Origin of the sequence: Micromonospora sp. S4605, from assembly GCF_003176715.1 — a bacterium.
Taxonomy (GTDB): Bacteria; Actinomycetota; Actinomycetes; order Mycobacteriales; family Micromonosporaceae; genus Micromonospora; species Micromonospora echinaurantiaca.
On record NZ_QGSW01000133.1, the window covers coordinates 1 to 24,283 of the forward strand.

Genomic DNA, 24,283 nt, shown 5'->3' on the forward strand with positions numbered 1-24,283 from the left:
CCGCCACCCTGCTCGTCCCGGCCACCGCCGCCGTCGCAGCCCCGGACCGGACCGCAGCCGCGCCCGCCGCCACCAGCGCCGCCGCCGCCACCCCGGTCATCGTCGTCGGCGGGCTCAGCGGCGTCGCCATCGCCTACGAGCCGCTCGCCGCCCGCCTGCGCGCCGACGGGTACCGGGTCTTCATCTACCAACTGCCCGGCCTCGGCCTCGGCGACATCCCCGCCTCCGCCCGCGCCTTCGCCGGCTACGTGGACCAGGTCCGCGCGGCCACCGGCGCGGCCCGGGTGGACCTGGTCGGCCACTCCGAGGGCGGGCTCGTCTCCCGCTACTTCCTCAAGCGGCTCGGCGGCACCGGCGTCGTCGGCCGCTACGTCAGCCTCGGCTCACCCCAGTACGGCACCTACGTGGCCAACATCCTGAAGTTCCTCGGCCTCGGCAGCTGCGCGGGCATCGTCGCCTGCCAGCAGATGTCGATCGGCTCGGCCTTCCTCGCCGACCTCAACGCCGGCGACGACACCCCCGGCGCGGTCCGGTACACCACCGTCCGCACGCTCCAGGACGAACTGGTCCGGCCGGTGGACAACGCGCTGCTGCACGACGGGTCGACGAACGTACTGATCCAGTCGTACTGCCCGCTGCGGGTGGTCGGGCACCTCGGGCTGGTGCTCGACGGCACCACGTACACGGTGATCCGGGGCGCGTTGACCGACGCCCCGGTGCGACCCAACTGCTACGCGCTCTGACGGCCCGGGCCGCCCGCGAGGTGTCCGCGCCCGCGCCGATCCGGTGCGGGCGCGGCGCCTGTGGAGCCGCGGCGCCTGCGCCGCCGCGGCGCCGCACCGGCGCGGTCGGATGGCCGACACCCGACGGGGCTGACAAAGATCGGCCTCGCTCGATAACCTGCCTCGCTGTCCACACCCGACACCCGGTGCGTGACCGGTACCCGTCGAGGAGCCGCGACCATGACCGATTCACCGGTGGTACGCGCCGCCGAGCCCGCAACCGAGCAGCAGCCGCCCGACCGGCACATCGCCCACCGTCCGCCCGGCTACCCGAGCGCCCTGGTCTGGCTGCGCGCCGGCATCCTGCGCGACTGGCGGGGCGTGTTGGGAGCGTTCGTCGCCACCTGGTTCTACCTGCCGCTGGCACTGCTCTCCGCGGTCTGGAGCGGCATCGTCCTCGCCGTCCTGGGTCTCTTCGCCGGTGCCCTCGGCATCGCCGACCAGCTCCCCGCCGAGGTGCGGGACACCCCGCTGGTCGGCACGCTGCTCGAGGCCTTCCTCAGCCGATCGGGCGGGGTGCTCGGCGGCTTCGTCGGCTTCGCCGTCGGCTTCCTGAGCGGGTTCCTCGGCGTACTGCTGCTGCCCTGGCGCGGTGCGAGCGACGAGCCGCTCGCGCTGCTGACCGGACTGCTCGGCATGGTGGCCGCCGCCGGCCTGATCGGCCTGCTCTACACCCTCTACCGGGTGCTGCTGGAACCTCGGCTGCTGGTGGTCTCCGGGGCCCGCGAGCCGAGCCGGCGGGAGGAGGCCCGGCTGCGCCCCGTCCTGGAGCGGTGCGCGCACCGGCTCGGCCTGCCCACCCTGCCGCGGCTGCTGATGGAGGACGATCCCGTCCTGCCCAACGCCCGGACGTACGCCCGGCACATCGTGGTGACCACCAGCGTGCTGACCGAGCCGGAGGAGGAGATCGCCGCGCTGCTCAGCCACGAGCTGGTGCACTGGCGGGCCGGTGACGAGGTCACCAGCGCCTTCGTCCGGGGCGTGGCGCTGCCGCTGACCCTGCTGCACGCCGTCCCAGCGTGGCTGATGCGGGCCTTCCCGCACCCGGCCACCAACCTCGTGGTGTTCCTGTTCTTCTGGCCGGTCCTGCTGACCATGAAGTACGTGGTGCTGCCCCTGCACGCCCGCGACGTCCGGGCGGCCGAGTACCGGGCGGACCTGGGCGCGGTGCTCACCGGCCACGTGGACGGGTTGCGCGCCATCCTGGAACGGCGCCGGTCATTCGAGACCGGGCGCAGCGGCTGGGACGAGGCGGTCTGCGCCACCCACCCGCCGCACGAGCTACGGCTGGACCGCCTCGACCGGGCGTCCGCGCCGTCGACAGTCGGCGACGCGGTCACCCCGGAGCTGCTCTTCGGGAAGTCGGGGCCGATCGGCACCCCGCGGGGCTGGCTGGTCGCCGGCGCCGCGGCGCTGGCCCTGTGCGTGGGCGTCGCCGGGCTGGGCGTCGTGCAGTGGGCCTTCTTCCGGCCGCAGGCGGCCGTGAACGGATACTTCTCCGCGCTGACCGACCGGGACGTCGACGCGGCGCTCGACTGGCTGACGCCGGAGGAGCGGGCCACCGTGGGCGACCGGAAACTGCTCGCCGACGTGCTCCGCGCCCAGGGCTACCAGCCCCCGAGGGACGTCGAGATCACCGGGCTCGAACGGGACGACGACCGGGCCACCGCCACCGTCTCCTACCGGCTCGGCGACGCGCGGCGTACGGGCACGCTCGCGCTGCGGCGGGACGCGTCGGCCACCGCCGGCCTGTTCCACGGCTGGCGGGTGCTGGACGGCCTGACCGCGCTCGCCGTGCCACCCGCTCGCACCGGCCTGGCGCTCAACGGGGTGCCGATCCCGGCCACCGGCGAGGGTGGCGGCACCCTGTCGCTGCTGCCGGGCGGCTACACGGCCACCGGTGCGAGCAGCGCCCTCAGCGAGGTGCCACCGGAGCCGGTGCAGGTCGGCCCGGGGCAGCCGCAGGGCGCCGCGCTCGGCCTGACCCCGGTGCTCACGGCCGAGGCGACCACCGCCGCCGAGGAACGCGTCCGGGCGTACCTGGATGACTGCGCGAAGAAGGCCGTCGCTGCGCCGGAGGGCTGCCCGTTCCGCTACTACGGCAGCGGGATCCGGAAGATCACCTGGGAGGTGCTCGAATACCCGCGCGTCAGCGTGGAGTTGACCGGCCCGGACAGGGCCCGGGTCGACACCCCGTACGAGGGGCGGGGCCGGATCCGCGCCACCGGCACCTCCACCGGCTACTTCGGCGGGACCGCACCCTTCACCGACGAGCAGGAGCTGGTCGTCAGCGGCGTCCTCACCGCCACCGGCGACAGCCTCACCTTCCAGACCCGCGACTGATCGGGGAGACCGACGTGACCGACGTGGAGAGCGCGACGCGGCAGCCGGTGCGGCTGACCATCACCCCCCGGCACCGGCAGCGGCCCCAGGTCGCCCTGCTGGACTGGATCCACCGGCGGCCGGAGTACCGGCCCGCGGTCCGCCCGGCCGGCGGAGGCGGTGCCGGCCGCCCCGGATTCAGCGACGCGGTCATCATCGCGGTGCTGGCGCAGGGGCTGCTGCCGGGGCTGTTCAACCTGTTGCAGTCCTGGGTCGACCAGCAGCGCACCGAGGCGAGCGTCCGCATCCAGTCCGGCGAGACCGAGGTGGAGCTGCAGGTCAACGGGCGCACCGACGCGGCCCGCCTGTTGACCCAGGCGACCGAGGCGCTGCGCGCGGCCCGCCAACCGGGCGACCTGCCGGACACCCCGGCCTGATCCCCCGGGGTGTCCGGGCGGGGGGGTGTCGGCTTTGCGCTCGCCCGCCGTCGTACCGTTCTGCTACCCCTGATGGAGCACGGCGCGAGCCCGACCGGGGGAGGCCCGATGTGGCGACGCAAGACTGACCCGCTGGCCCGGCTGCGCGAGCGGCTGGACGCCTTTGGCTCCACCATGGACCCTCGGCACGTGCTCGATCCGGCGGCGACCAGGGACGCCGACGCCGTCGCCGACCTCGTCGCGCGGGCGGCCCGCCGGGACCGCATCGACGACGCCACGGCGGAGGCCGTCTTCCTCATCGCCTGCCTGCACTGGTACCGGTACCAGGTGCTGCCGGCCGGTCAGGACCAGGCCGACCTGGACCATGCGGTGCTGCTCACCGAGCTGCTGCTGGCCGCCGCGCCCGAGCGGGTGCCGCCCTCACTGGCGGCGATGCTGCGGGTGCACGGTCCCCGCTCCACCGCGGCCCGCGACGGCGTGCCGGCGCAACGGTCCGCGCCCTCCGGCGCGGGCGCCCGCGCCGGCTCGCCAGGCCGGGCAGGACCGTCCGCCGGGCCGAGCTCTTCCGGCGAGGAGGCGATGGCGCTGTTCCTGGAGGCGGCGCAGCTGATGGGCGGGGCCGAGCGCAGCGGCGACTACTCGGTTGCCGACCGGGCCGCCGACCTGCTGCGCCGGGCCGTCGCCGGCACGCCGGCGGCTGACCCCGCCCGGCTGCACTACCTCTCCGCCCTCGGCAAGGCGCACCGGGACCTGTTCCTGCACCGCGGCCGGTCGCCGGAGCACCTGCGGCGGGCGGTCGAGGCGCACCGGGAGAGCCTGGATTCCACCCCGGCGGGCGACCGGGACCGCCCGGTGCGGATGTTCAACCTCGGCAACGTGCTCAGCGACCGCTACGAACTCGACGGTGACCGGGCCGCGTTGGACGAGTCGATCACCCTGCTCGGCGACGCCGCCCGGGCCGCCGCGGCGGACCCCCGGATCCGGGCCCTGGCACAGGCCAACCTCGGCCAGCGGCTGCGCGACCGCTGGCTGCTGCGCCACGATCCGGCCGACCTGGACCGGGCGGTCGAGGCCCTCACCGCGGCCGCCGGGGGTATGGACGACCCGCGACTGGCCGTGGTGCTCGGCAGCGCACTGGCCGACCGGTTCACGCGCTCCGGGGCCCCGGCCGACCGGGACGCCGCCATCGGGGCGTACCAGGCGGCGCTGGCCGGCGGCGGGCTCGACCGGGCGCTGGCCGGCGTGGCCCGGGTCGGCCTGGCGGCGCTGCTCGGCACCCGGCACGAGGCCGACGGCGACCCCGCCGACCTGGACGCGGCGATCGACGCGTACCTGGCGGCCGTGGCGGACGCGCCGGACCCGGACGGGCTGCGGCACGTCGCCGGCAAGCTGCTCGAACGGCGGTACGCCCGGGACCGGCGCGACGCCGATCTGCGGAGCGCGATCCACCTGCTGCGGCTGGGCGTCGCCGGCGCCCCGGACGACACCGAGCGCGGGGTCCGCCTCGCCGACCTCGGGCACGCGCTGGGCCGCTGGCACGCCGCGCTGGACGGGATCGACGCGCTGCGCGTCGCCGAGAGCAGTCTCCGCGAGGCGCAGCGGCTGCTGCCGGCCGGGCACCCCACCCGCCCGGACGTGCTGAGCAACCTCGGCGAGCTGTGGCGCGAGATCGCCGACCGGACCGGCGCTGCCGACCGGCTGGAACCGGCCGCCGCCGCGCTGCGGGAGGCGGTGGCCACCGCGCGGCCCGACTCCCCGAAGCTGCCGGTCTACCTGTCCAACCTCGGCCTGGTGTTGCAAACCCTGTTCGCCCGCACCCAGGACCTGGCCACCCTGACCGAGGCGGTCGAGGTGCTGCGCCGTGCGGTCGCCGTGACCCCGGCCGAGCACCCGGACCGCCTCCTCGCCCTGACCACCTACGGCTCGGCGCTCAACCGCCGGGCCGAGGTGACCCTCGCCGCGCCGGAGGGCGTGGCCGAGGCCGCCGGGTCGGACGTGGAGGCGGCGGTGGCGGCGCTGCGCGAGGCGGCGGACCTGGCGCGACAGGGCGCGGAGGCCCACGAGGTCGGCAAGGTGCTCGGCACGCTCGCCCTGGCGAACCTGTTGCGCCACCAGGTCACCGCTGACCCGGCGGCGCTCGACGAGGCGATCGACGCGCTGGTGGCAGCCAGCGACGTCACCGAGGAGAGCGGCCCGGAGCGGTACCGGCTGTCGACCAACCTCGGCAACACGCTGCTGCTGCGGTTCCGCCTGGCCGGCCGCGCCGCCGATCTCGCCGCGGCCATCCGGGCCTACCGGGAGGCGTTGGCCGATCACCCGGCCGGGCACGCCGACCGGACGACGTGCCTGCTCAACCTGGCCGTCGCGCTGGACGAGGCGGCCGCCCGGGCGGACGGCGGCGTCCCGGTCCTCGGCGGCGACGCGCGGCCGGCCGAACCCGACCCGGGGGCGACCGCGCCCGCCGGGGTGTGGGCCGACACCTCGCCCGACGCGCTGCGCGCCGAGGCGCTCGCCGCGCTGCGCGAGGCCGCCGCCGTCGAGGCCGCGCCCTCGCTGCTGCGGGCCACCGCCGCCCGGCGGTACGCCGCCCTCGCCGAACACCTCGGCGACCTGCCCACCGCCCTGGCCGGGTACGCCTCGGCGATCGAACTGATCGACCTGGTCGCCTGGCACGGCATGGACCCGGACGACCAGGCGCGGCTGCTGGCCCAGTTCCCCGGCCTCGCCGGAGCGGCCGCGGCGTGCGCCCTCGACGTCGGGCGGCCGGAGCGGGCGGTGGAGCTGCTGGAGTACGGCCGGGGCGTGCTGCTCACCCGGGTCCGCGACGCCCGGGCCAGCCTCGACGCGCTCCGCGAACGGGCACCGGAACTGGCCGAACGCTTCGCCGAGGTACAGGCCGAACTGGACGGGCTCGCCTCCGCCGGTACCGCGGCCAGCGCGCCGCCGAGGGTTGGCGTACCGGCCACCACACCGGCCGCCGGCGGTGCGCTGGCCGACTCATGGGCGGCCGGGTCACCGATGACGGTCGTGCCGTCGCCCGGCACGCCCGAACGGCGGCACGAACTCGCCGTCCGGCGGCGCGAGCTGCTGGCCGACATCCGTCGGCTGCCCGGCTTCGCCGACTTCCTCCGGCCGCCTGCCTTCGCCGACCTGGCCCGGGCCGTCGGCAGGGGCCCGGTCGTGCTGGTCAACGTGGCGCGACGCCGGTGCGACGCGCTGGTAATCGACGGCACCGGCGTCCGGGTGGTCCCGCTGCCGCAGCTGACCCAGGCCGACCTGGTCGACCGGGTGGTCGCCTTCCTCCTCGCCGTCGGCGCGGCCACCGCGCCCGCCGGCACCGCGCCCGCTGGGGCCGCGCCCGCCGGGTCGGTCGTCGCGCCCGCGGGGCCGAGCGCCGCCGCTGCGGAATCCGGTGCTGTGCCGGCCGGGTCAGGTGCCGTGCTGGCCGGATCCGGCGCGGCCGGTGGGGGGCCGGCGGAAGCGCTGGCTGACCAGCGACGCCGGCTGGCGGCCCGGCGGACGATCACCGGGACCCTCGACTGGCTGTGGCGGGTGGTGGCCCGCCCGGTGCTGGACGACCTCGCCCCGGCCATCACCGGCGGCACCGCCCTGCCGCGCCTCTGGTGGTGCCCGACCGGGCTGCTCAGCCTGCTGCCACTGCACGCCGCCAGCCCGCCCACCGGCGACGGGGCGCTGGAGCGGGTCGTCCCGTCGTACACGGCCTCGCTGCGGGAACTGCTGCGCGCCGGCGACGGCCGGGCCGCCGGCTCCGTCGCGGTGGACGCGGCGCTCTTCGTCGGCCTGCCGCAGACCCCCGGCCTGGCCGACCTGCCCGGCGTCGACCGGGAACAGGAGATCGTGACCCGGCACCTGGCCCGGGTGCAGCCGTTGACCGGGTCGGCGGCCACCCGGCAGGCGGTGCTGGCCGCGCTGGCCGGCCGCCCGGTCGCCCACCTGTCCTGCCACGGCGCCCAGGACCTGGCCGCCCCGGCGCTCGGCCGGCTCGCGCTCGCCGACGGCCCGCTGCACGTCCGCGACCTGTGGCAGCTCCGCGCGACCGCGCCGGCCGGGCTGGCGGTGCTCTCCGCCTGCGAGACGGTACGCGGCGGAGCCGCCCTGCCCGACGAGACGATCAGCCTCGGCACCGCGTTCCAGCTCGCCGGGTTCCGGCACGTGATCGGCTCGCTCTGGTCCATCTCGGACGCGGTCACCGCCCGGCTCTGCGACCGCCTCTACGCCGGCCTGGCGGCGCCGGGCGGGCCGGGCCGGATCGACCCGGAGCGGGCCGCGGTCGCCCTGCACGGCGCGGTCCGCGAGACGCGGCAGGCGCTGCGCGAGGCACCCGAACTCTGGGCCGCCTACGCGCACGTCGGCCCCTGACCCCACCGCCCGCCGGCTCGGTGCCCGGCCACCCGTCGCCGGGTCGGTGCCCGGTCCACGGTTCGTCGGGTCCCGTGGCCGGGTCGGTGCCCGGTCCACGGTTCGTCGGGGTCCCGTGGCCGGGCCGCCGGCCGCCGCTGTGAGCGACCGGCCGGTGGGCGCGGGTCCGGCCCATCCCGTTTCAGCAGGCCGGTACCGCCCTGATCGTGGTGGTGTCGCTCAGCGGCACCTGGACCGGCCCGGTCGCGGTGCGGACCGTCAGCGTCCCGACGGCCGCCCCGGTCACCGTCCCGCAGGCCGTGCCGGCGCCGGTGCCGACCTGCACGAACGGGCCGGTGCGCGGCGGGCCGTACCAGGTCACGCCGACCGCCGCGACCAGCAGCGCGGCGCAGAGCAGCACCAGGCCCACGCCGGTGCGCAGGGCGCGGACCGCGGCCACCGCCTCCTGGTGGTCACCCGTCGGCGGGGGTGGCAACGCGGCGACCGGCGTGACGGCCAGCCGCCCGTGCGCGGCGCGCAGCAGCGCCAGCGCACCCACCGCGCCGGTGACCAGCGCGGCCAGCAGCAGGACGCCGACCAGGGCCGCCCAGCCCGGGGCGAGCGTGCCGACGTCGGTGCGGCCCCGGATCAGGCTGAACCCGACCAGGGCGAGCAGCAGGGCGCCGAGGCCGTTGCGCCAGGCCAGCGCGGCGGACCGGACCCGGTCCAGCTCGGCGCGGAGCAGCCCGGCCAGCGTCTGCGCCTGGCGCAGGTCAGCCACCGTGGCCGGCGGCCCGGGGCGCAGCCGGATCACGGCTCGACGTCCAGCCGCAGGGTCCAGTACGCGCCGCAGCCGACCTGCCCCTCCGCCCGGAACGGGTGGGCGACCTCGCAGGTGCAGAAGACCGTGCGGTAGGTCGGCGCCGCCGGCGCGGTCGCCTCCTGGGGCGCGGGCACCGTGGCCGGCTCGACCGTGCCGCCGGCCCCCGGCCGGTCCGGCGTGCCGGCCCTCGGCCGGTCCGGCGTGCCGACCGCTGGCCGGTCCGGCGTGTCGGCCGCCGGCCCGTCCGGGGCGTCCCGGCGGAACACCGCGTCGACCAGGGTGAAGGTGATCGGATCCTGGCAGCGCGGGCAGCCGCCGCTCAGCACCACCGCCGCGTCGAACTCGCGCACCGTGAAGGTGGCGGCCGCCTCCCGCGCGTACGCCTCGTCGGTGACCTCGGCGTACGGCAGCGGCGCCGGCTGCGTGGGCGCCAGATCGTCCATCCGCGACCTCCGATGACCGAACCCCTGACCGGACCGTCCACGGTAGTCGTCCGGCGCGCCCGGGTCAGCCGACCTGCCGGCGGAACCGGCGGCCCGGGCTCGCGCCGGGGGCGGCGGATCGTCGGCGCGACAGCGGTGGCGGCAGTTGGCGCGAGCGACCGCGCGCCGCGACCGCGCGTGGGACGCTGGGCGCAGGCTACCGAGATCCGGCGGAGCAGGGGGGCGTCATGGCCGCAGTGCCGCAGGTCGACTTCGCGCTCGACACGTACGAGTGCATCGTGCTGTATCCGGGCGCGGCCGGGCGGGCGCTGCCGGCGGAGACGGTCCAGCGGTTGCAGTCCGAGCACGCCGAGCACATGCAGGCGCTGCAACGGCGGGGGATCGTGCTGGTCGCCGGTTCGGTGGACGGCCCGGCCCGCAATCCGGAGCCGCCGATCGGTTTCGGCCTGTCCCGCACCGGCTCGGTCGACGACGTGCGCAGCGTGATGGAGGCCGACCCGGCGGTGCAGGCGGGGCTCTACCGGGTGGACGTGATGACCTTCCTCTGCCCGGCCGGCTCGCTGGAGTTTCCGCTGGCCAAGACGCAGAGCTGAGCCGCCGTCCGGAGACGGCTGTCGTCATCCGGCCGGCCGCCGCCACACCCCTCGGCCGCAACCGTCCCGGCAACCGGGGTGCGCCGGCCGCGCCCGCCGGGAGCACCCGGGGGCGCGCTCGCGGTGGGGGCGTACGATTCCCGGCGCGCGGTCGCCGATGCCCGCCACCTCAACGTTCCCGGCGCGGGTTCCGCCCGCCGGCTGCGCGCGGATCGCGCGTCGTTGGACAATTTGTTCCGCAGTCCCGCGAGGGGTCGGCCCGAAGTGCGACCCGGAGGAGAGACTAGCCTGATGGGCGTGACACGCCGCGCGAAGATCGTCTGCACTCTTGGTCCTGCCACCTCGTCGCCGGAACGGATCCGAGGGCTCGTCGAGGCGGGCATGAACGTGGCCCGGCTCAACTTCAGCCACGGCAGCCACGCCGACCACGAGGCGGTGTACCGGCTGGTACGCGAGGCGGCCGACGCGGCCGGTCGGCCGGTGGCGGTGCTGGCCGACCTCCAGGGGCCCAAGATCCGGCTGGGCCGGTTCGCCGACGGCCCGCACGAGTGGCGTACCGGCGACTCGGTGGTGATCACCGGCGACGACGTGATGGGCACCAAGGACCGGGTCTCCTGCACCTACCGGAAGCTGCCGCAGGAGGTGAAGCCCGGTGACCGGCTGCTGATCGACGACGGCCGGGTGGCCGTGGAGGTCACCGACGTCACCGGCAACGACATCCGCTGCCTGGTCACCGAGGGCGGACCGGTCTCCAACAACAAGGGTGTGTCGCTGCCCAACGTGGCCGTCAGCGTGCCGGCCCTCTCCGACAAGGACGCCGAGGACCTGCGCTTCGCCCTCGGCCTCGGCGTCGACCTGGTCGCCCTCTCCTTCGTCCGCTCCGCCGACGACATCAAGCTGGTCCACGCGATCATGGCCGAGGCCGGGGTGCACCGGCCGGTGCTGGCCAAGGTCGAGAAGCCGGAGGCGGTCGACCACCTCGAGGCGATCGTGCTGGCCTTCGACGGTGTCATGGTCGCCCGCGGCGACCTCGGCGTCGAGCTGCCCCTGGACCAGGTCCCGCTGGTGCAGAAGCGCGCCGTGCAGCTGTGCCGGGAGAACGCCAAGCCGGTCATCGTCGCCACCCAGATGCTCGACTCCATGATCGAGAACTCCCGGCCGACCCGGGCGGAGGCCTCCGACGTGGCCAACGCGGTGCTCGACGGGGCCGACGCGGTGATGCTCTCCGGCGAGACCAGCGTCGGCAAGTACCCGGTGCTCACCGTCAGTACCATGGCCAAGATCGTCACCACCACCGAGTCCGGCTCGATCGGGGTGCCCCGGCTGCAGCACGACCCGCGTACCCACGGCGGGGCGCTCACCGTCGCCGCTTCCTCGATCGCCCGGGCCATCGGCGCCAAGGCGATGGTCGCCTTCTCGCAGACCGGCGACACCGTGCGGCGGCTGTCCCGGCTGCACTGCGACCTGCCGCTGCTGGCCTTCACCCCGGTGCCCGAGGTGCGCAACCAGCTGGCCCTCTCCTGGGGCGTGGAGACCTTCCTGATGCCGTTCGTCGAGCACACCGACGACATGTTCCGTCAGGTCGACCAGGCGCTGCTCGGCCTCAACCGGGCCAACCCCGGCGACTACGTGGTGATCGTCGCCGGCAGCCCGCCCGGCACCCCCGGCTCGACCAACACCCTGCGCGTACACCAGCTGGGGTCGCTGGTCGACGCCGCGTCCGCGCGGGCCCTGCAGTGACCGCCGGCCAGGCCGCGGTCGGCCAGGCCGCCGTCGACCAGCTGCTGGAGGTCCTCGACCTCGACCCGACCGGCGAGATGACCTTCCGCGGGATCAGCCCGCCGGTCGGCCCCCAGCGGGTGTACGGCGGCCAGGTCGCCGGCCAGGCGCTGGTCGCCGCCGGGCGGACCGTCGACCCGGAGCGTTTCGTGCACTCGCTGCACGGCTACTTCGTGCGCGCCGGCGACCCGGTCGAACCGATCGCCTACGAGGTGGAGAACATCCGCGACGGCCGCTCCTTCTCGGTACGCCGCTGCGTCGCGCTCCAGCACGACAAGCCGATCTTCTTCATGTCGGCCTCGTTCCAACGCCTCGAGGAGGGGCTGGACCACCACGCCCCGCTGCCGGCGGACGTGCCCGGCCCGGACGAGGTCCCGACCATGACCGACCGGCTCTCCCGCTACCCGGAGCGGCTCGGCATCTGGGGGCAGATCCCGCGCCCGATCGACGTGCGCTACGTCGGCGAGCCCGGCTGGGTACGCCCCGGCGACCGGCCCGCCGACCCGCACCAGCGGGTCTGGATGCGCATCGACGGCAAGCTGCCCGACGACCCGCTGCTGCACGCCTGCGCGTTGACCTACGCCTCCGACCTCACCCTGCTGGACTCGGTGCTCTCGGTGCACGGCGAGGTCTGGGGCCCCGGCGGGGTGGTGGGCGCCAGCCTGGACCACGCGCTCTGGTTCCACCGGCCGTTCCGCGCCGACGAGTGGTTCCTCTACGACTGCTGGAGCCCGTCGGCGTCCGGCGCCCGGGGGCTGGCCACCGGCCGGATGTTCACCCGCGACGGCCGGCAGATCGCCAGCGCCGTCCAGGAAGGGCTGCTGCGCCGCGTCGGGGCCTGAGCCCGGCCGGCCTCGGCGCGTCCGCGCCGTCGCGGAGCACCCCTCGCCCGAGGCGATGGCGCGCCGACGGTCGGCCGAGGGGTGATCGTCCGGGCGGGGGGAGCGGCCAGCTAACCTTGCCGGCATGCGCCTCTCCGCCCGGGTCGACTACGCCCTCCGAGCGGTCGTCGAGCTTGCCTCGGTGACCGGCGGCGCCGGCGTCGGGCGGGGCCGGCCGGTCACCGCCGAGCAGATCGCCCGCGCCCAGGAGATCCCGCCGAAGTTCCTGGAGAGCATCCTGTTGCAGCTGCGCCGGGGCGGCATCGTGCAGGCCCAGCGCGGCCCCGAGGGCGGCTACTGGCTGGCCCGTCCGGCCGAGGAGATCTCGCTGGCCGAGGTGATCCGGGTAATCGACGGTCCGCTGGCGCACGTCCGCGGGCAGCGTCCGGAGCAGCTCGGCTACCACGGCGCCGCCCGCGCGTTGCAGGACGTCTGGATCGCCCTGCGGGCCACCGAACGGGAGATCCTGGAACTGGTCACCGTGGCCGACGTGGCCAGCGGCACGCTGCCCGGGCGGGTCACCGAACTGGTCGCCGACCCGCGCGCCTGGACCTGACCCCGGGCGGCGGCGCTCACTCCTCGTCGGCGGCGGCGCTGAGCAGTTCCCACGCCTCGTCGACGTGCGCCTGCGCGGTGAACGGCGAGCCGACGGCCAGCCGCAGCGTGTACCGGCCGGCCACCCGGGTCTGGGTCAGGTGCACCCGGCCGGTGGCGTTGACCCGGGCCAGCAGCCGCGCGCTGGCCTCGTCACCGGCCCGCAGCCGGAAACAGACCAGCGAGAACGGGTGCGGCGCGGCCAGCTCGAACCGCTCGTCGGCGCGAACCCGGTCGGCGAACCGGGCGGCCAGCGCCACCCCGGTGCGGATGTGTGCCCGCAACCCCTCGACCCCGTACCAGCGCAGCACGAACCACAGCTTGAGCGCCCGGAACCGGCGGCCCAGCGGCACCTGCCAGTCCCGGTAGTCGATCACCGCCCCGGACTCGCTGGCGGCGTTGCGCAGGTACTCCGGCAGCACCGTCAGCGCCTCGATCAGCGAAGCCCGGTCGGCCACCCAGAACGCGTCGCAGTCGAAGCCGGTGAGCAGCCACTTGTGCGGGTCGAAGCAGTAGGAGTCGGCGTACTCCACCCCCGCGTGCGACCACCGCAGCTCCGGGCAGACCGCCGCCGCGCCCGCGTACGCGGCGTCGACGTGCAGCCAGACGCCGTGCTCGGCGCAGATCGCCCCGATCTCCGGCAACGGGTCCACTGCGGTGGTGGAGGTGGTGCCGATGGTCGCCACCACCAGCGCCGGCACCTCGCCGACGGCCAGGTCCGCCTCGATCGCGGCGCGCAGCGCGGCCGGCTCCATCGCCAGCGTCTCCGGGTCGACCTCGACCGGGTGGACGCCCTGTTCCCCGAGCCCGGCGATCAGCGCCGCCTTCTCCACCGAGGAGTGCGCCTGGGTCGAGGCGTAGACGCGGTAGCGCCGGTCCACCCCGGCCCGCCGCCACCGGCCGCCGCCGGCCCGGTGCAGCGCGGCGAGCGTCGCCACCAGCGTCGCCGAGGACGCCGAGTCCTGGATCACCCCGCCGCCGCTGCCGGTCGACCGGAACCGCTGGGGCAGGTCGAGCAGGTCGGCGAGCCAGTCCAGCATCGCCGTCTCCAGCTCGGTGGCGGCCGGGCCGGTGGCCCAGAGCATGCCCTGCACGCCGAGGCCCGAGCTGACCAGGTCGCCCAGGACGCTGGGACCGCTGGTGTTGGCCGGGAAGTAGCCGAAGAACCCGGGATGCTGCCAGTGCGTCAGCCGGGGCGCGACCAGCGCGTCCAGGTCGGCCAGGACGGCGTCGACCGGTTCCCCGTGCGCCGTGGGGCCGGCCGGCAGCGCCGCGGTCAGCGCGCCGGGCGGGTCCGGCGAGGTCACCGGGCGCCGCTCCAGCGTCGCCCAGTAGTCGGCGATCCAGTCCACCACGGCGTGCCCGGCGCGGCGGAACTCGTCCGGGGTCATGTGCTCAGCCACCCGACGAGTCGATCAAGAAACCGGCCGGCCGGCAAGAGAATGACCGATTGTGCCGACCCGACCACGGCCGTAGCATCGCAGGGGCGCGGAGCCGCCACCCCGACGCCCACCTCGCGCGTCGGGTCCCCTGCCGCCAGCGCGGCGTACGCCCTCCCCGCCGGCCCAGGGCAGGCCGGCGCTGCCCGGCCGCCGCGCGCCCCACCTTCCCGGAGGGCTCCGCATGCCTGTCCCCACCCGCCGCGTCGCGCTGCTCGCCGCGGCCGCCGCGGCCACGCTCGCCGCCGGCACCCTGACCACCCTCACCGCCGCGGCGGCCGCCGCCGGCTGCCGGGTCGACTACCGGGTCACCAACCAGTGGCCCGACGGGTTCGGCGCGGACGTCGCCGTCACCAACCTCGGCGACCCGATCACCGGGTGGACGCTCACCTGGACCTTCCCGGCCGGCCAGCGGGTCGGCCAGGCGTGGAACGCCACGGTCAGCCAGTACGGCGTCGACGTCAGCGCCCGCAACGTCGACTGGAACGCCGCGCTCGGCACCGGCGACACCGCCGCGTTCGGCTTCGTCGGCAGCTGGACCGGCGGCAACCCCGCGCCGACCAGCTTCGCCCTCAACGGCACCACCTGCACCGGCGCCCCGCCCACCTCGACGCCGCCGACCACCAGCCCGCCGCCGACCAGCCTCCCGCCGACCAGCCCGCCGCCCGGAGCCGTGCAGGTGGAGGACCTCGACCGGGGCCTGGTCAGCGTGCGCTCGGGCAGCGGCAACCTGGTCTCCTGGCGGCTGCTCGGCACCGAGACCACCGGCGTCGCGTTCAACCTCTACCGGAGCGGCACCCGGGTGAACGCCAGCCCGATCACGGGCGCCACCAACCACTACGACGCCGGCGCGCCCGCCGGGGCCGCGTACACCGTGCGGGCCGTGGTCGGCGGCGTGGAACAGCCGGCGTCGCCGCCCGCGCTGCAGTTCCCCGCCGGCTACCTCGACGTGCCGCTGCAGGTGCCGGCCGGTGGCACCACCCCGACCGGTGAGGCCTACACCTACTCCGCCAACGACGCCTCCGTCGGCAACCTCGACGGCGACGGCCGCTACGAGATCGTGCTCAAGTGGGAACCGTCCAACGCCAAGGACAACTCACAGGCCGGCCACACCGGCACCGTCCAGGTCGACGCCTACACCCTCACCGGCACCCGGCTGTGGCGGATCGACCTGGGCCGCAACATCCGCGCCGGCGCCCACTACACCCAGTTCCAGGTGTACGACTACGACGGCGACGGCCGCGCCGAGGTGGCCATGAAGACCGCCGACGGCACCCGCTCCGGCACCGGCCAGGTGATCGGCAACGCCGCGGCCGACCACCGCAACGCCAGCGGCTACGTGCTCGCCGGGCCGGAGTACCTGACCATGTTCGACGGCCGCACCGGCACCGCCCTCTCCACCGTCGACTACGACCCGCCGCGCGGCACCGTCTCCGCCTGGGGCGACAACTACGGCAACCGGGTCGACCGGTTCCTCGCCGCCACCGCCTACCTGGACGGGCAGCGTCCCTCGCTGGTGATGGCCCGCGGCTACTACACCCGGGCCGTCATCGCCGCCTGGGACTTCCGCGACGGCACCCTGCGCAGGCGGTGGACCTTCGACTCCAACGCCGCCGGCAACGGCGCCGCGGCCGGCCAGGGCAACCACAACCTCTCGGTGGCCGACGTCGACGCCGACGGCCGCCAGGAGATCGTCTACGGCTCGGCCACCATCGACGACGACGGCCGGCTCCGGTACGCCACCGGCTTCGGCCACGGCGATGCCCTGCACGTCGGCGACCTCCTGCCCGGCCGCGCCGGCCTGGAGGTCTTCACCATCCACGAGTCGGGCAGCGCCCCCGCAGCCGACCTGCACGACGCCCGGACCGGTCAGGTGCTCTGGCAACGGCCGAACAACGGCGGCGCGGAGGGCCCCGGCCGCGGCGTCGCCGCGGACATCCACGCCGGCAGCCCGGGCGCCGAGTTCTGGGGCGCCGGCACCAACATGGGCAACCTCTACAACGGCGCCGGCGGCAGCGTCGGGCGCACCCCGTCGTCGGCGAACTTCCTCGCCTGGTGGGACGGCGACCCGGTGCGCGAACTGCTCGACGGCACCCGGATCGACAAGTACGGCACCGGCGGCGACACCCGCCTGCTCACCGGGAGCGGGGTGGCGGCGAACAACGGCACCAAGGCCACCCCCGCGCTCTCCGCCGACCTGTTCGGCGACTGGCGCGAGGAGGTGGTCTGGCGGACCACCGACAGCCGGGCGCTGCGGATCTACAGCACCCCGACGCCGACCGGCACCCGGATCCACACCCTGATGCACGATCCGCAGTACCGGGTCGCGGTCGCCTGGCAGAACACCGCCTACAACCAGCCGCCGCACCCGAGCTTCTTCATCGGCGACGGCATGGCCACGCCGCCGACCCCGAACGTCCACCCACGCTGACCCGCACCCCGCCGGCCCGGTCCCGCCGGGCCGGCGGCTGGGGTCGATCTCGCCGGGTCGCCGGCTGGCACCGGGCCGCGGCCGCGGAATCCGCCCAGCCACGGCCCGGTGCGCCACACCGCGGCATCCCCGACCCGTCCCGACCGGGAATGCCGTACCACCACCGGCACCAACGCTAGGCACCCTCCGCGTCGCGCGGGTGACGCCGGCGTGAAGATCGTGTTTCAGCGGCGCAGGCCGCCGGCCACCTGCTCGGCGATCAGCTGGTACGACCGCACCCGGTCGGCGACGTCGTACACCAGGGTGGTCAGCATCAGCTCGTCCGCGCCGGTCCGGGCCAGCAGGTCGGTCAGCTGTCGGCGGACCGTCTCCGGCGAGCCCATCGCCTGACCCTCCCGCCGCTGCTCGACGAACTCCCGCTCGATCTCGGTGTACGGGTAGGCCGCCGCCTCCTCCGGGGTGGCCAGCGGCTCCGGGCGACCCGAGCGCAGCTTCAAAAACGACAGCGCACTCGGCCCGGCCAACCACTCGGCCCGCTCGTCGGTCTCCGCGCAGACCGCGTTCACCGCGACCATCGCGTACGGCCGCTCCAGCCAGCGCGACGGCCGGAAGCTCTCCCGGTACAGCGCCAGCGCGGGGAGCGTGTTCTGCGCGCTGAAATGGTGCGCGAACGAGAACGGCAGCCCGAGCAGCCCGGCCAGCCGGGCGCTGAACCCGCTGGAACCCAGCAGCCAGATCGCCGGCTGCTGGCCGCGCCCCGGCGTCGCCACGATCGGCCCCGGCCGTTCGCCGCTGAAGTAGTTCATCAGGTCGGCCAGCTCCTGCGGGAAGCCCTCCGCCGACAGCCCCTCCATCGTCCGGCGCAACGCCAGCGCGGTCACCTGGTCGGTGCCCGGCGCCCGACCGATGCCCAGGTCGATCCGGCCCGGGTGCAACGCCTCCAGGGTGCCGAACTGCTCGGCCACCACCAGCGGCGCGTGGTTGGGCAGCATCACCCCACCGGAGCCCAGCCGGATGGTGCTGGTGTGCGCCGCCAGGTGGGCGAGCAGCACCGCCGGCGCCGACGAGGCGATTGCCGGCATGTTGTGGTGCTCGGCCACCCAGAACCGGTGGTAACCCAGTTCCTCGGTCCGCCGGGCCAACTCGGTGGTGTGCCGCAGCGCCTCGCCGGCGGTGGTACCGGCCGCGACCGGAGCAAGATCAAGAACAGAGAGCGGTACGTCGATCACACGGCTGGCCAACCCGCGGCCCGCCGGATTTGTTCCCCGCGGCGACTCAACCCACCCCGCGCGCCTGCTCGAAGATGAGGCTGGTCTGGGTGTGCTGCACCGCCGGATCCACCGCCAGGTGGTCCAGCACGAAGTCCCGCAACGCGTCCGCCGACGCCGCCCGCACGTGCAGCACATAGTCGTCCGCGCCGGCCACGTGGAACACCGACACCACCCCGGGCAGCCGCACCGACCGGGCCCGGAACGCGTCCACCACCGGACGCTCGTGCGCGGTCAACCGCACCGACACCAGCGCCTGCAACGGCAGGCCCACCGCCGCCGGATCCACCTCCGCGTGGAAACCCCGGATCGCCCCGCACTCGCGCAGCGCCCGGGTCCGGGCCAGGCAGGTGGACGGCGCCACCCCCACCCGCTCGGCCAGCGCGTTGTTCGGCAGCCGGCCGTCCGCGGCGAGCTCGGCCAGGATCGCGCGGTCGACGTCGTCCAGCGACGGGAAGCGCCGCAGATCATTCGCTACAGAGGGCATGGAAGCATCCTCCACCGAATCACCACGACACACCAAGGGCAGTCACCGAACCATCTGCGGATCTATTGCTAGAGATTGGCGTGATGTTCGATGCTCTCCGCATGACGACCGTGGACACCCGAGCCGTGCACGCCGGCCGCGACGACCTCGCCGCCCTCGGCGTCCACGTACCCCCGATCGACCTCTCCACCACCAACCCGCTGCCCTCGGTCGACGCCGGCGGCGACGCCTACGAGACCCTCGCCACCGGCGGCACCCTCCCGCCCGGCGCCAGCGCCGTCTACCAGCGGCTGTGGAACCCCACCGTGGCCCGCTTCGAGACCGCCCTCGCCAGCCTCGAAGGCACCGCCGAAGCCGTCGCCTTCGCCAGCGGCATGGCCGCCCTCACCGCCACCCTGCTCGCCGCCACCTCCGACGGCCGCCGCCACGTCGTCGCCGTCCGCCCCCTCTACGGCGGCACCGACCACGTCCTCGCCACCGGCCTGCTCGGCACCACCGTCACCTGGGCCCGCCCGCACGAGGTCGCCGCCGCCGTCCGCCCCGACACCGCACTCGTGATCCTCGAGACGCCGGCCAACCCCACCCTCGACCTCGTCGACATCGCCGGCGTCGCCCACGCCGCCGGCGACGTACCGCTGCTCGTCGACAACACCGTCGCCACCCCGGTGCTCCAGCAACCCGCCCGGCACGGCGCCGCGCTCGTCCTGCACAGCGCCACCAAGAGCATCGGCGGCCACGGCGACGTCCTCGCCGGCGTCGTCGCCTGCGACACCGGCTGGGCCACCCGGCTGCGCCAGGTCCGCGCCCTCACCGGCGCCATCCTGCACCCGCTCGGCGGCTACCTGCTGCACCGCGGCCTGCAGACCCTCCCGGTCCGGGTACGCGCCCAGCAGGCCGGCGCCGAGAAACTCGCCGGCTGGCTCGCCGACCACCCCGCCGTCGTCCGCGTGCACCACCCCTCGCTGCACGACCCCGCCGGCCTCGTCGGCCGACAGCTGACCGGCACCGGCAGCCTGCTCGCCTTCGAGGTACGCGGCGGCGCCCCCGCCGCGGCCACCGTGGCCAACGCCTGCCGGCTGATCACCCACGCGGTCTCGCTCGGCGGCGTCGACACGCTCATCCAGCACCCGGCCTCGCTGACCCACCGCCCGGTCGAAGGGGAGGCCAAGCCCGACGGCGGGCTGCTGCGCGTCTCCGTCGGCCTGGAGGACCCGGAGGACCTGCGCGACGACCTCGCCCGGGCGCTCGCCGAACTCGGCTGACCGGCGATCGGGCCTTCGCCCCAGGTCAAGACTTTGGGCCGACGTGCCGGTCCAAGGCCGCGACCGCCTCCCGCCGAGCCACCGACAGCGACCACGGAAGGTTCATGCGCCACGCGATTCCGAGCAGGTCGAGTGCCCACTGACACAGCGACATGATGTCGGTGGACCGGTTGGAGAACATGTAGCGCGGATAGACGTACTCCCTGCCACGGACGGTGACCCGGTTGGTAAACCGGCTGCCGTCGGAGTGGAACAGCCCACGCAGGAAATGACCGGGGTGCGCGGTGACGATCTCCCGCTGCCAGTCGGCGAGGACGATCGGCCGTTGGTGCTTCTTGCCCGGGCCGTGCTGGGGGAACAAGCATGGCCAGTGCTTGCCGGTGCTTTGCACCGCGACGCAGCCGCGCTTCTGTATGCGCTGGACCTTGTTCGCCAGCACCGCTCGCATGGCGCTCTCGCACGCCTCGATGAGATGCGGCCACGAGTCGGAGCAGTAGATGCGCAGCACCGGCACCCGGTCCGAGGTGACCAGGTGCCCGTCGCCGAGGTACAGGCCGAGCAGGTAGGCGTAGGCGGCGGGATCTGTCTCATTCTCGACGGCGGGGGAGCAGCGGAAGCACCGGGCAGCGGTGCCGACGACGGCGGGTTCCGGCCGGTCGACGCACCAGTGCCAGACCGTCGTGTAGGGCAGGGAAAGCGTGCGGGCTATCGAGCGGATGTTGTCGCCACGGGCGCGGAGAGCGCGGGCGCGCGTCCGTAATTGAGGTGGATGCACACCCGGATCATCGAACAGGTGTATGACAGAAGTGCCGGGAGCGGGACTTGAACCCGCACGCCCTCTCGGGCAGATGCTTTTGAGGCATCCGAGTCTGCCGATTCCTCCATCCCGGCATCCGCCCCTCGGGCGGGTGTCGCTCACTGTACCCGACTAGGCTCATGCGGGAGCATGGGTGGTAGCCGTGCCGAGATCGATGGTGGGGGTAGGGCTCGTGGCCGAGACGCAGACGGATGCCGAGCGCAGGCGGGTACTGATCGCCGAGGACGAGGCGCTCATCCGGCTGGACCTCGCCGAGATGCTGGCCGAAGAGGGCTACGAGGTGGTGGGGGAGGCCGGCGACGGCGAGACCGCCGTCCGGCTCGCCGAGGAGCTCAAGCCGGACCTGGTCATCCTCGACATCAAGATGCCGATCATGGACGGGCTGGCCGCCGCCGAGCGGATCGCCGGTGCCCGGATCGCCCCGGTGATCATCCTGACCGCGTTCAGCCAGCGGGACCTGGTGGAGCGGGCCCGGGCGGCCGGCGCGATGGCGTACCTGGTGAAGCCCTTCCAGAAGAGCGACCTGGTCCCGGCGGTGGAGATCGCGCTCTCCCGCTACTCCGAGATCGCCGCGCTGGAGGCGGAGGTCGCCGGGCTGACCGACCGGCTGGAGATCCGCAAGACGGTCGAGCGCGCCAAGGGCGCGCTGATGACGACGTACGGGATGACCGAGCCGCAGGCGTTCAAGTGGATCCAGCGCACCGCGATGGACCACCGGATGACCATGAAGGAGGTCGCCGAGCGGATCCTCGCCGAGACCGCCGGCGGCGAGCTGGCCCAGCCGAGCACCTGAGGTACGCCGGTTCGGGGGGCACCGCGCCCGCCCGGTGATCGATAGCATCGGATCCATGCGTGGTCGGCGGTGGATGGCGGTGCTGGGCGGGTTCGCCCTGCTGCTCGCCGGTTGCCAGGGCAGCACCGAGCGCGACCGCGACAACCCGCAGCCGGTCAGTCCGGCCTGGCAGCAGGTGACCCTGCCGGCGCCGCCGGGTCCGCCGGGGCGGCTCCTGCTGCGCGACGCGGTCGCCTGCGCCGGCCGGTGGTACGTGGTCGGCGGGGTGGCCGACGCCGCGGGCGCGACCCGGCCGGCGGCCTGGACGAGCGGGGACGGCTCGTCGTGGACGTCGCTGCCGATCGTCGCGGATTCCTTCTACGGCAAGCAGAACGTGCTCTACTCGGTCGGTTGCCGGGACGGGGTGGCCGCCGTGGTGGGGGCGAAGGTCGGCGGCGCGCACGGCTATCCGCGGGTGAGCACCTGGCGGCAGCGTGACGACGGCGCGCTGGTCGAGGTGGCGGCGTCGTTCGAGACGTACGGCGGGCCGAAGGCGATCAACGTGGCGCGGCTGGCCGGCGGCCCGGCGGGTTGGTTGATCGTGGGCAACCGGTCCAGCGGCGCGGCGGCCTGGGTGTCGCCGGACGCGGCGGACTTCGTGCTGATCGAGGGCGCGCCGGAGCTGGCGTCCGACGCCCGTGGGGTGAGCTGGGCGTTCGACGCGGTGGCGGGTCCGGGGGGTTGGCTGGCGGTGGGCGGCGTGCTGCCGGCGGGCCGGATCGACCGGGACCCGGCGGCGTGGACGTCGGCGGACGGGCGGTCCTGGCGGCGGACGACGCTACCGGGCAGCGCCGACCACGAGGAGTTGCAGCGGGTCGTGCTGGCCGGCGACACGGCGGTCGCGGTGGGGTTGCGCGGCCGGACGTTCGGCGCGTGGCGGCAGTCGCCGGGCGGTGACTGGGTGGCGGCGGGTGGCTTCGGTGCGCTGGGCGCGGGCGGGGTGCCGTCGGTGAGTTCGCTGGGCGCGGCCGGCGGTCGGCTGGTGGCCGCGGTCTCCGACGGGGCGCGGCACAGCCTGTGGACGTCGTCCGACCTCGGCGGCTCGTGGCACGAGGTGGTCCCGGCGACGGGGTTGCCGGCCGGGGCGGACCGGGACGTCAGCGTGCTGGCGGTGGGGGAGCGCTGGTGGCTGGCGGTGGACGACGGCACCCGCAGCGGGTTCTGGTCGGCGCCGGCCGGGCCGGCGCCGGGGTGAGCGGTACGCCGGTCGTCGGGTGATCGATTCGGGTCACTGATCGGCCGGGAACCGGGCGGCGGTTCGGGGTCGCGCCGTCCCGCGATTCGGTCAGCCAACCGTCTAAGGACCGGTCAGGGGATTGACCTGTTACGGCAAATGCTTGGATCCCGTGCGCCTTCGTAACGGTTTCGCAGACCCCGGCTCCAGGCCTTCCGAGACGGTATGAGTGTCGGTACGCTCCGCCATCACGAGCCGTAACGCAGGGGGCGTCCCTGCGGGGTGGGTGGAACTGCGGGTTGCTGGCTGTCCCCGTTGGTCGGGGTTGGTCGGGCCCGCATCTGGAGGAGGTCAGGAAGCCGTGAGGCGAAGCTATGTACGGGCGCTCGGCACCGCCGCGCTCGCCGCGACCCTGGTTGTCGCAGCAGGTTGCCAGGACTCGGGTGGCGATGGCGGCACCGCGTCCGGCGACTGCGGCGGCAAGATCGCGATCTTCGGCGCGTTCACCGGTGACAACGCGGGTCTGGTGATCCCGTCGCTGAACGGCGCGAAGCTCGCCGTGAAGCAGCACAACGAGAAGAACCCGAACTGCAAGGTCGAGATGGTCGAGTTCGACACGCAGGGTGACCCGGCCCAGGCGACCCCGGTCGCCAACCAGGTCGCGGGCGACGCGTCGTTCCTCGGCGTCATCGGCGGTCACTTCTCCGGCGAGTCGGACGCGACGATGCCGGTCTACGAGGCCGCGGGCATGGCGATGGTGGCCCCGTCGGCGACCCGGACCGACCTGACCCAGAAGGGCAACAAGTCGTTCTTCCGGGTGGTCGGCAACGACGGCACCCAGGCCGGCGCGGTGTCGACGTACCTGAAGGCGCAGAACGCGACGAAGGTCTTCCTCATCGACGACGGCAGCGCGTACGGCGCTGGCATCACCGCCGAGCTGACCAAGAACCTCGGTACCGCGCTCGCCGGCAGCGACAAGATCCAGGAGCGGCAGTCGCAGTTCGACGCGACGATCTCGAAGATCAAGGCCGCGGGCGCCGACTACGTCTTCTACGGCGGCTACACCCGTGAGGCTTCTCCGCTGGTGCGCCAGATGCGCCAGGCGGGTGTCCAGGCCAAGTTCGTCGGCCCGGACGGTCTCTACGACCCGGCGTTCCCGCAGGGTGCCTCCGGCGGTGCCGAGGGCTCGATCATCACCTGCCCGTGCCTCCCGGCCGACAAGGCCGGTGGCACCTTCTCCGCGGACTACCAGAAGGAGTACGGCCAGGCGCCGGGTTCCTACGGTGCTGAGGGCTTCGACGCCGCGCAGATCTTCGTGGACGCGTTCAAGGACGGCAAGAAGAGCCGGGCCGACATCCTGGCCTACGTGAAGGCCTATGACAAGCAGGGCGTGTCGAAGTACATCAAGTTCGCCGACAACGGCGACGTCGACCCGTCCAAGGTCGTCATCTGGTCGTACCAGATCAAGGGCACGGCGTTCGAGCCGCTGCAGGAGCTCAAGCTCAGCTGACGACAGCACGGAGTACGGCCGGGGTGTTCGCCCCGGCCGTACTCGATGCA

19 protein-coding genes and 1 tRNA gene are annotated in these 24,283 nt (G+C 74.8%); 13 read left to right on the plus strand and 7 right to left on the minus strand.

The genetic code is table 11. The features are described from left to right. Positions 1-8 precede the first annotated feature (8 nt). The 4 genes from DLJ47_RS08860 (at position 9) to DLJ47_RS08875 (ending at position 7,921) form a co-directional block, all read left to right on the plus strand. Complete coding sequence (locus tag DLJ47_RS08860; protein WP_446723545.1) at positions 9-743, plus strand: lipase family alpha/beta hydrolase; 735 nt, start codon at positions 9-11, stop codon at positions 741-743. 219 nt (positions 744-962) lie between these two features. Then, entirely contained in the window at positions 963-3,125 is a 2,163-nt protein-coding gene (locus DLJ47_RS08865) for a M48 family metalloprotease (RefSeq protein ID WP_146228056.1), read from the plus strand. 14 nt (positions 3,126-3,139) lie between these two features. After that, a complete protein-coding gene (locus DLJ47_RS08870) occupies positions 3,140-3,541 on the plus strand; it encodes an effector-associated constant component EACC1 (protein ID WP_109899578.1) in 402 nt (133 codons plus the stop codon). A 108-nt stretch (positions 3,542-3,649) separates the two neighbouring features. After that, positions 3,650-7,921 carry a CHAT domain-containing protein gene (locus tag DLJ47_RS08875; protein WP_109899579.1) on the plus strand — a complete coding sequence of 1,424 codons (4,272 nt, stop codon included), beginning with the start codon at positions 3,650-3,652 and terminating at the stop codon, positions 7,919-7,921. Between the two features lie 181 nt (positions 7,922-8,102). On the opposite strand, the gene DLJ47_RS08880 is transcribed toward DLJ47_RS08875, so the two are convergent. After that, the gene (locus tag DLJ47_RS08880; RefSeq protein WP_109899580.1) at positions 8,103-8,714 is read right to left on the minus strand and encodes a hypothetical protein; all 612 of its coding nucleotides are present in this window, start codon (positions 8,712-8,714) and stop codon (positions 8,103-8,105) included. Then, positions 8,711-9,166 carry a hypothetical protein gene (locus DLJ47_RS08885; protein WP_109899581.1) on the minus strand — a complete coding sequence of 152 codons (456 nt, stop codon included), beginning with the start codon at positions 9,164-9,166 and terminating at the stop codon, positions 8,711-8,713. The genes DLJ47_RS08880 and DLJ47_RS08885 overlap by 4 nt, the downstream gene beginning before the upstream one ends. A gap of 227 nt (positions 9,167-9,393) precedes the next feature. On the opposite strand from DLJ47_RS08885, the gene DLJ47_RS08890 reads away from it, so the two are divergent. The 4 genes from DLJ47_RS08890 to DLJ47_RS08905 all read left to right on the plus strand — a co-directional run bounded on the left by DLJ47_RS08890 (position 9,394) and on the right by DLJ47_RS08905 (position 12,975). Further along, the gene (locus tag DLJ47_RS08890; protein ID WP_109899582.1) at positions 9,394-9,759 is read left to right on the plus strand and encodes a YciI family protein; all 366 of its coding nucleotides are present in this window, start codon (positions 9,394-9,396) and stop codon (positions 9,757-9,759) included. A gap of 291 nt (positions 9,760-10,050) precedes the next feature. After that, the gene (gene pyk / locus DLJ47_RS08895) at positions 10,051-11,499 is read left to right on the plus strand and encodes a pyruvate kinase (RefSeq protein WP_109899583.1); all 1,449 of its coding nucleotides are present in this window, start codon (positions 10,051-10,053) and stop codon (positions 11,497-11,499) included. Then, positions 11,496-12,380: an acyl-CoA thioesterase gene (locus tag DLJ47_RS08900; protein ID WP_109899584.1), complete on the plus strand. Its 885-nt coding sequence runs from the start codon at positions 11,496-11,498 to the stop codon at positions 12,378-12,380. The genes pyk and DLJ47_RS08900 overlap by 4 nt, the downstream gene beginning before the upstream one ends. A gap of 124 nt (positions 12,381-12,504) precedes the next feature. Next, complete coding sequence (locus DLJ47_RS08905) at positions 12,505-12,975, plus strand: RrF2 family transcriptional regulator (protein WP_109899585.1); 471 nt, start codon at positions 12,505-12,507, stop codon at positions 12,973-12,975. Positions 12,976-12,991: 16 nt separating this feature from the next. Here DLJ47_RS08905 and DLJ47_RS08910 read toward each other — a convergent pair whose 3' ends face one another. Continuing rightward, complete coding sequence (locus tag DLJ47_RS08910) at positions 12,992-14,416, minus strand: pyridoxal-dependent decarboxylase (RefSeq protein ID WP_233257734.1); 1,425 nt, start codon at positions 14,414-14,416, stop codon at positions 12,992-12,994. Between the two features lie 220 nt (positions 14,417-14,636). Here DLJ47_RS08910 and DLJ47_RS08915 point away from each other — a divergent pair, with 220 nt between their 5' ends. Next, on the plus strand, positions 14,637-16,883 hold the full coding sequence (locus DLJ47_RS08915; RefSeq protein WP_109899587.1) for a rhamnogalacturonan lyase family protein: 2,247 nt from the start codon (positions 14,637-14,639) through the stop codon (positions 16,881-16,883). 224 nt (positions 16,884-17,107) lie between these two features. On the opposite strand, the gene DLJ47_RS08920 is transcribed toward DLJ47_RS08915, so the two are convergent. Further along, positions 17,108-18,112, minus strand: coding sequence for an LLM class flavin-dependent oxidoreductase (locus DLJ47_RS08920; RefSeq protein WP_233257735.1), 1,005 nt, complete (start codon positions 18,110-18,112; stop codon positions 17,108-17,110). Positions 18,113-18,158: 46 nt separating this feature from the next. Then, positions 18,159-18,638, minus strand: coding sequence for an Lrp/AsnC family transcriptional regulator (locus DLJ47_RS08925; protein ID WP_109899589.1), 480 nt, complete (start codon positions 18,636-18,638; stop codon positions 18,159-18,161). Between the two features lie 83 nt (positions 18,639-18,721). Between DLJ47_RS08925 and DLJ47_RS08930 the strand changes: the two genes are divergently transcribed. Beyond that, on the plus strand, positions 18,722-19,900 hold the full coding sequence (locus DLJ47_RS08930; protein WP_109899590.1) for a trans-sulfuration enzyme family protein: 1,179 nt from the start codon (positions 18,722-18,724) through the stop codon (positions 19,898-19,900). A gap of 25 nt (positions 19,901-19,925) precedes the next feature. Here DLJ47_RS08930 and DLJ47_RS08935 read toward each other — a convergent pair whose 3' ends face one another. Further along, positions 19,926-20,675, minus strand: coding sequence for a transcriptional regulator (locus DLJ47_RS08935; RefSeq protein ID WP_109899591.1), 750 nt, complete (start codon positions 20,673-20,675; stop codon positions 19,926-19,928). A 32-nt stretch (positions 20,676-20,707) separates the two neighbouring features. Then, positions 20,708-20,791 (minus strand) — tRNA-Leu (locus DLJ47_RS08940). Between the two features lie 98 nt (positions 20,792-20,889). On the opposite strand from DLJ47_RS08940, the gene DLJ47_RS08945 reads away from it, so the two are divergent. The 3 genes from DLJ47_RS08945 (at position 20,890) to DLJ47_RS08955 (ending at position 24,233) form a co-directional block, all read left to right on the plus strand. Continuing rightward, positions 20,890-21,510, plus strand: a complete 621-nt coding sequence (locus tag DLJ47_RS08945; RefSeq protein WP_109899592.1) for an ANTAR domain-containing response regulator — start codon at positions 20,890-20,892, stop codon at positions 21,508-21,510. Between the two features lie 55 nt (positions 21,511-21,565). Next, positions 21,566-22,744 (plus strand): hypothetical protein, encoded by a 1,179-nt coding sequence (locus DLJ47_RS08950; protein ID WP_146228057.1) that lies wholly within the window; start codon positions 21,566-21,568, stop codon positions 22,742-22,744. Between the two features lie 340 nt (positions 22,745-23,084). After that, positions 23,085-24,233: a branched-chain amino acid ABC transporter substrate-binding protein gene (locus tag DLJ47_RS08955; protein WP_109899594.1), complete on the plus strand. Its 1,149-nt coding sequence runs from the start codon at positions 23,085-23,087 to the stop codon at positions 24,231-24,233. Positions 24,234-24,283 lie beyond the last annotated feature (50 nt).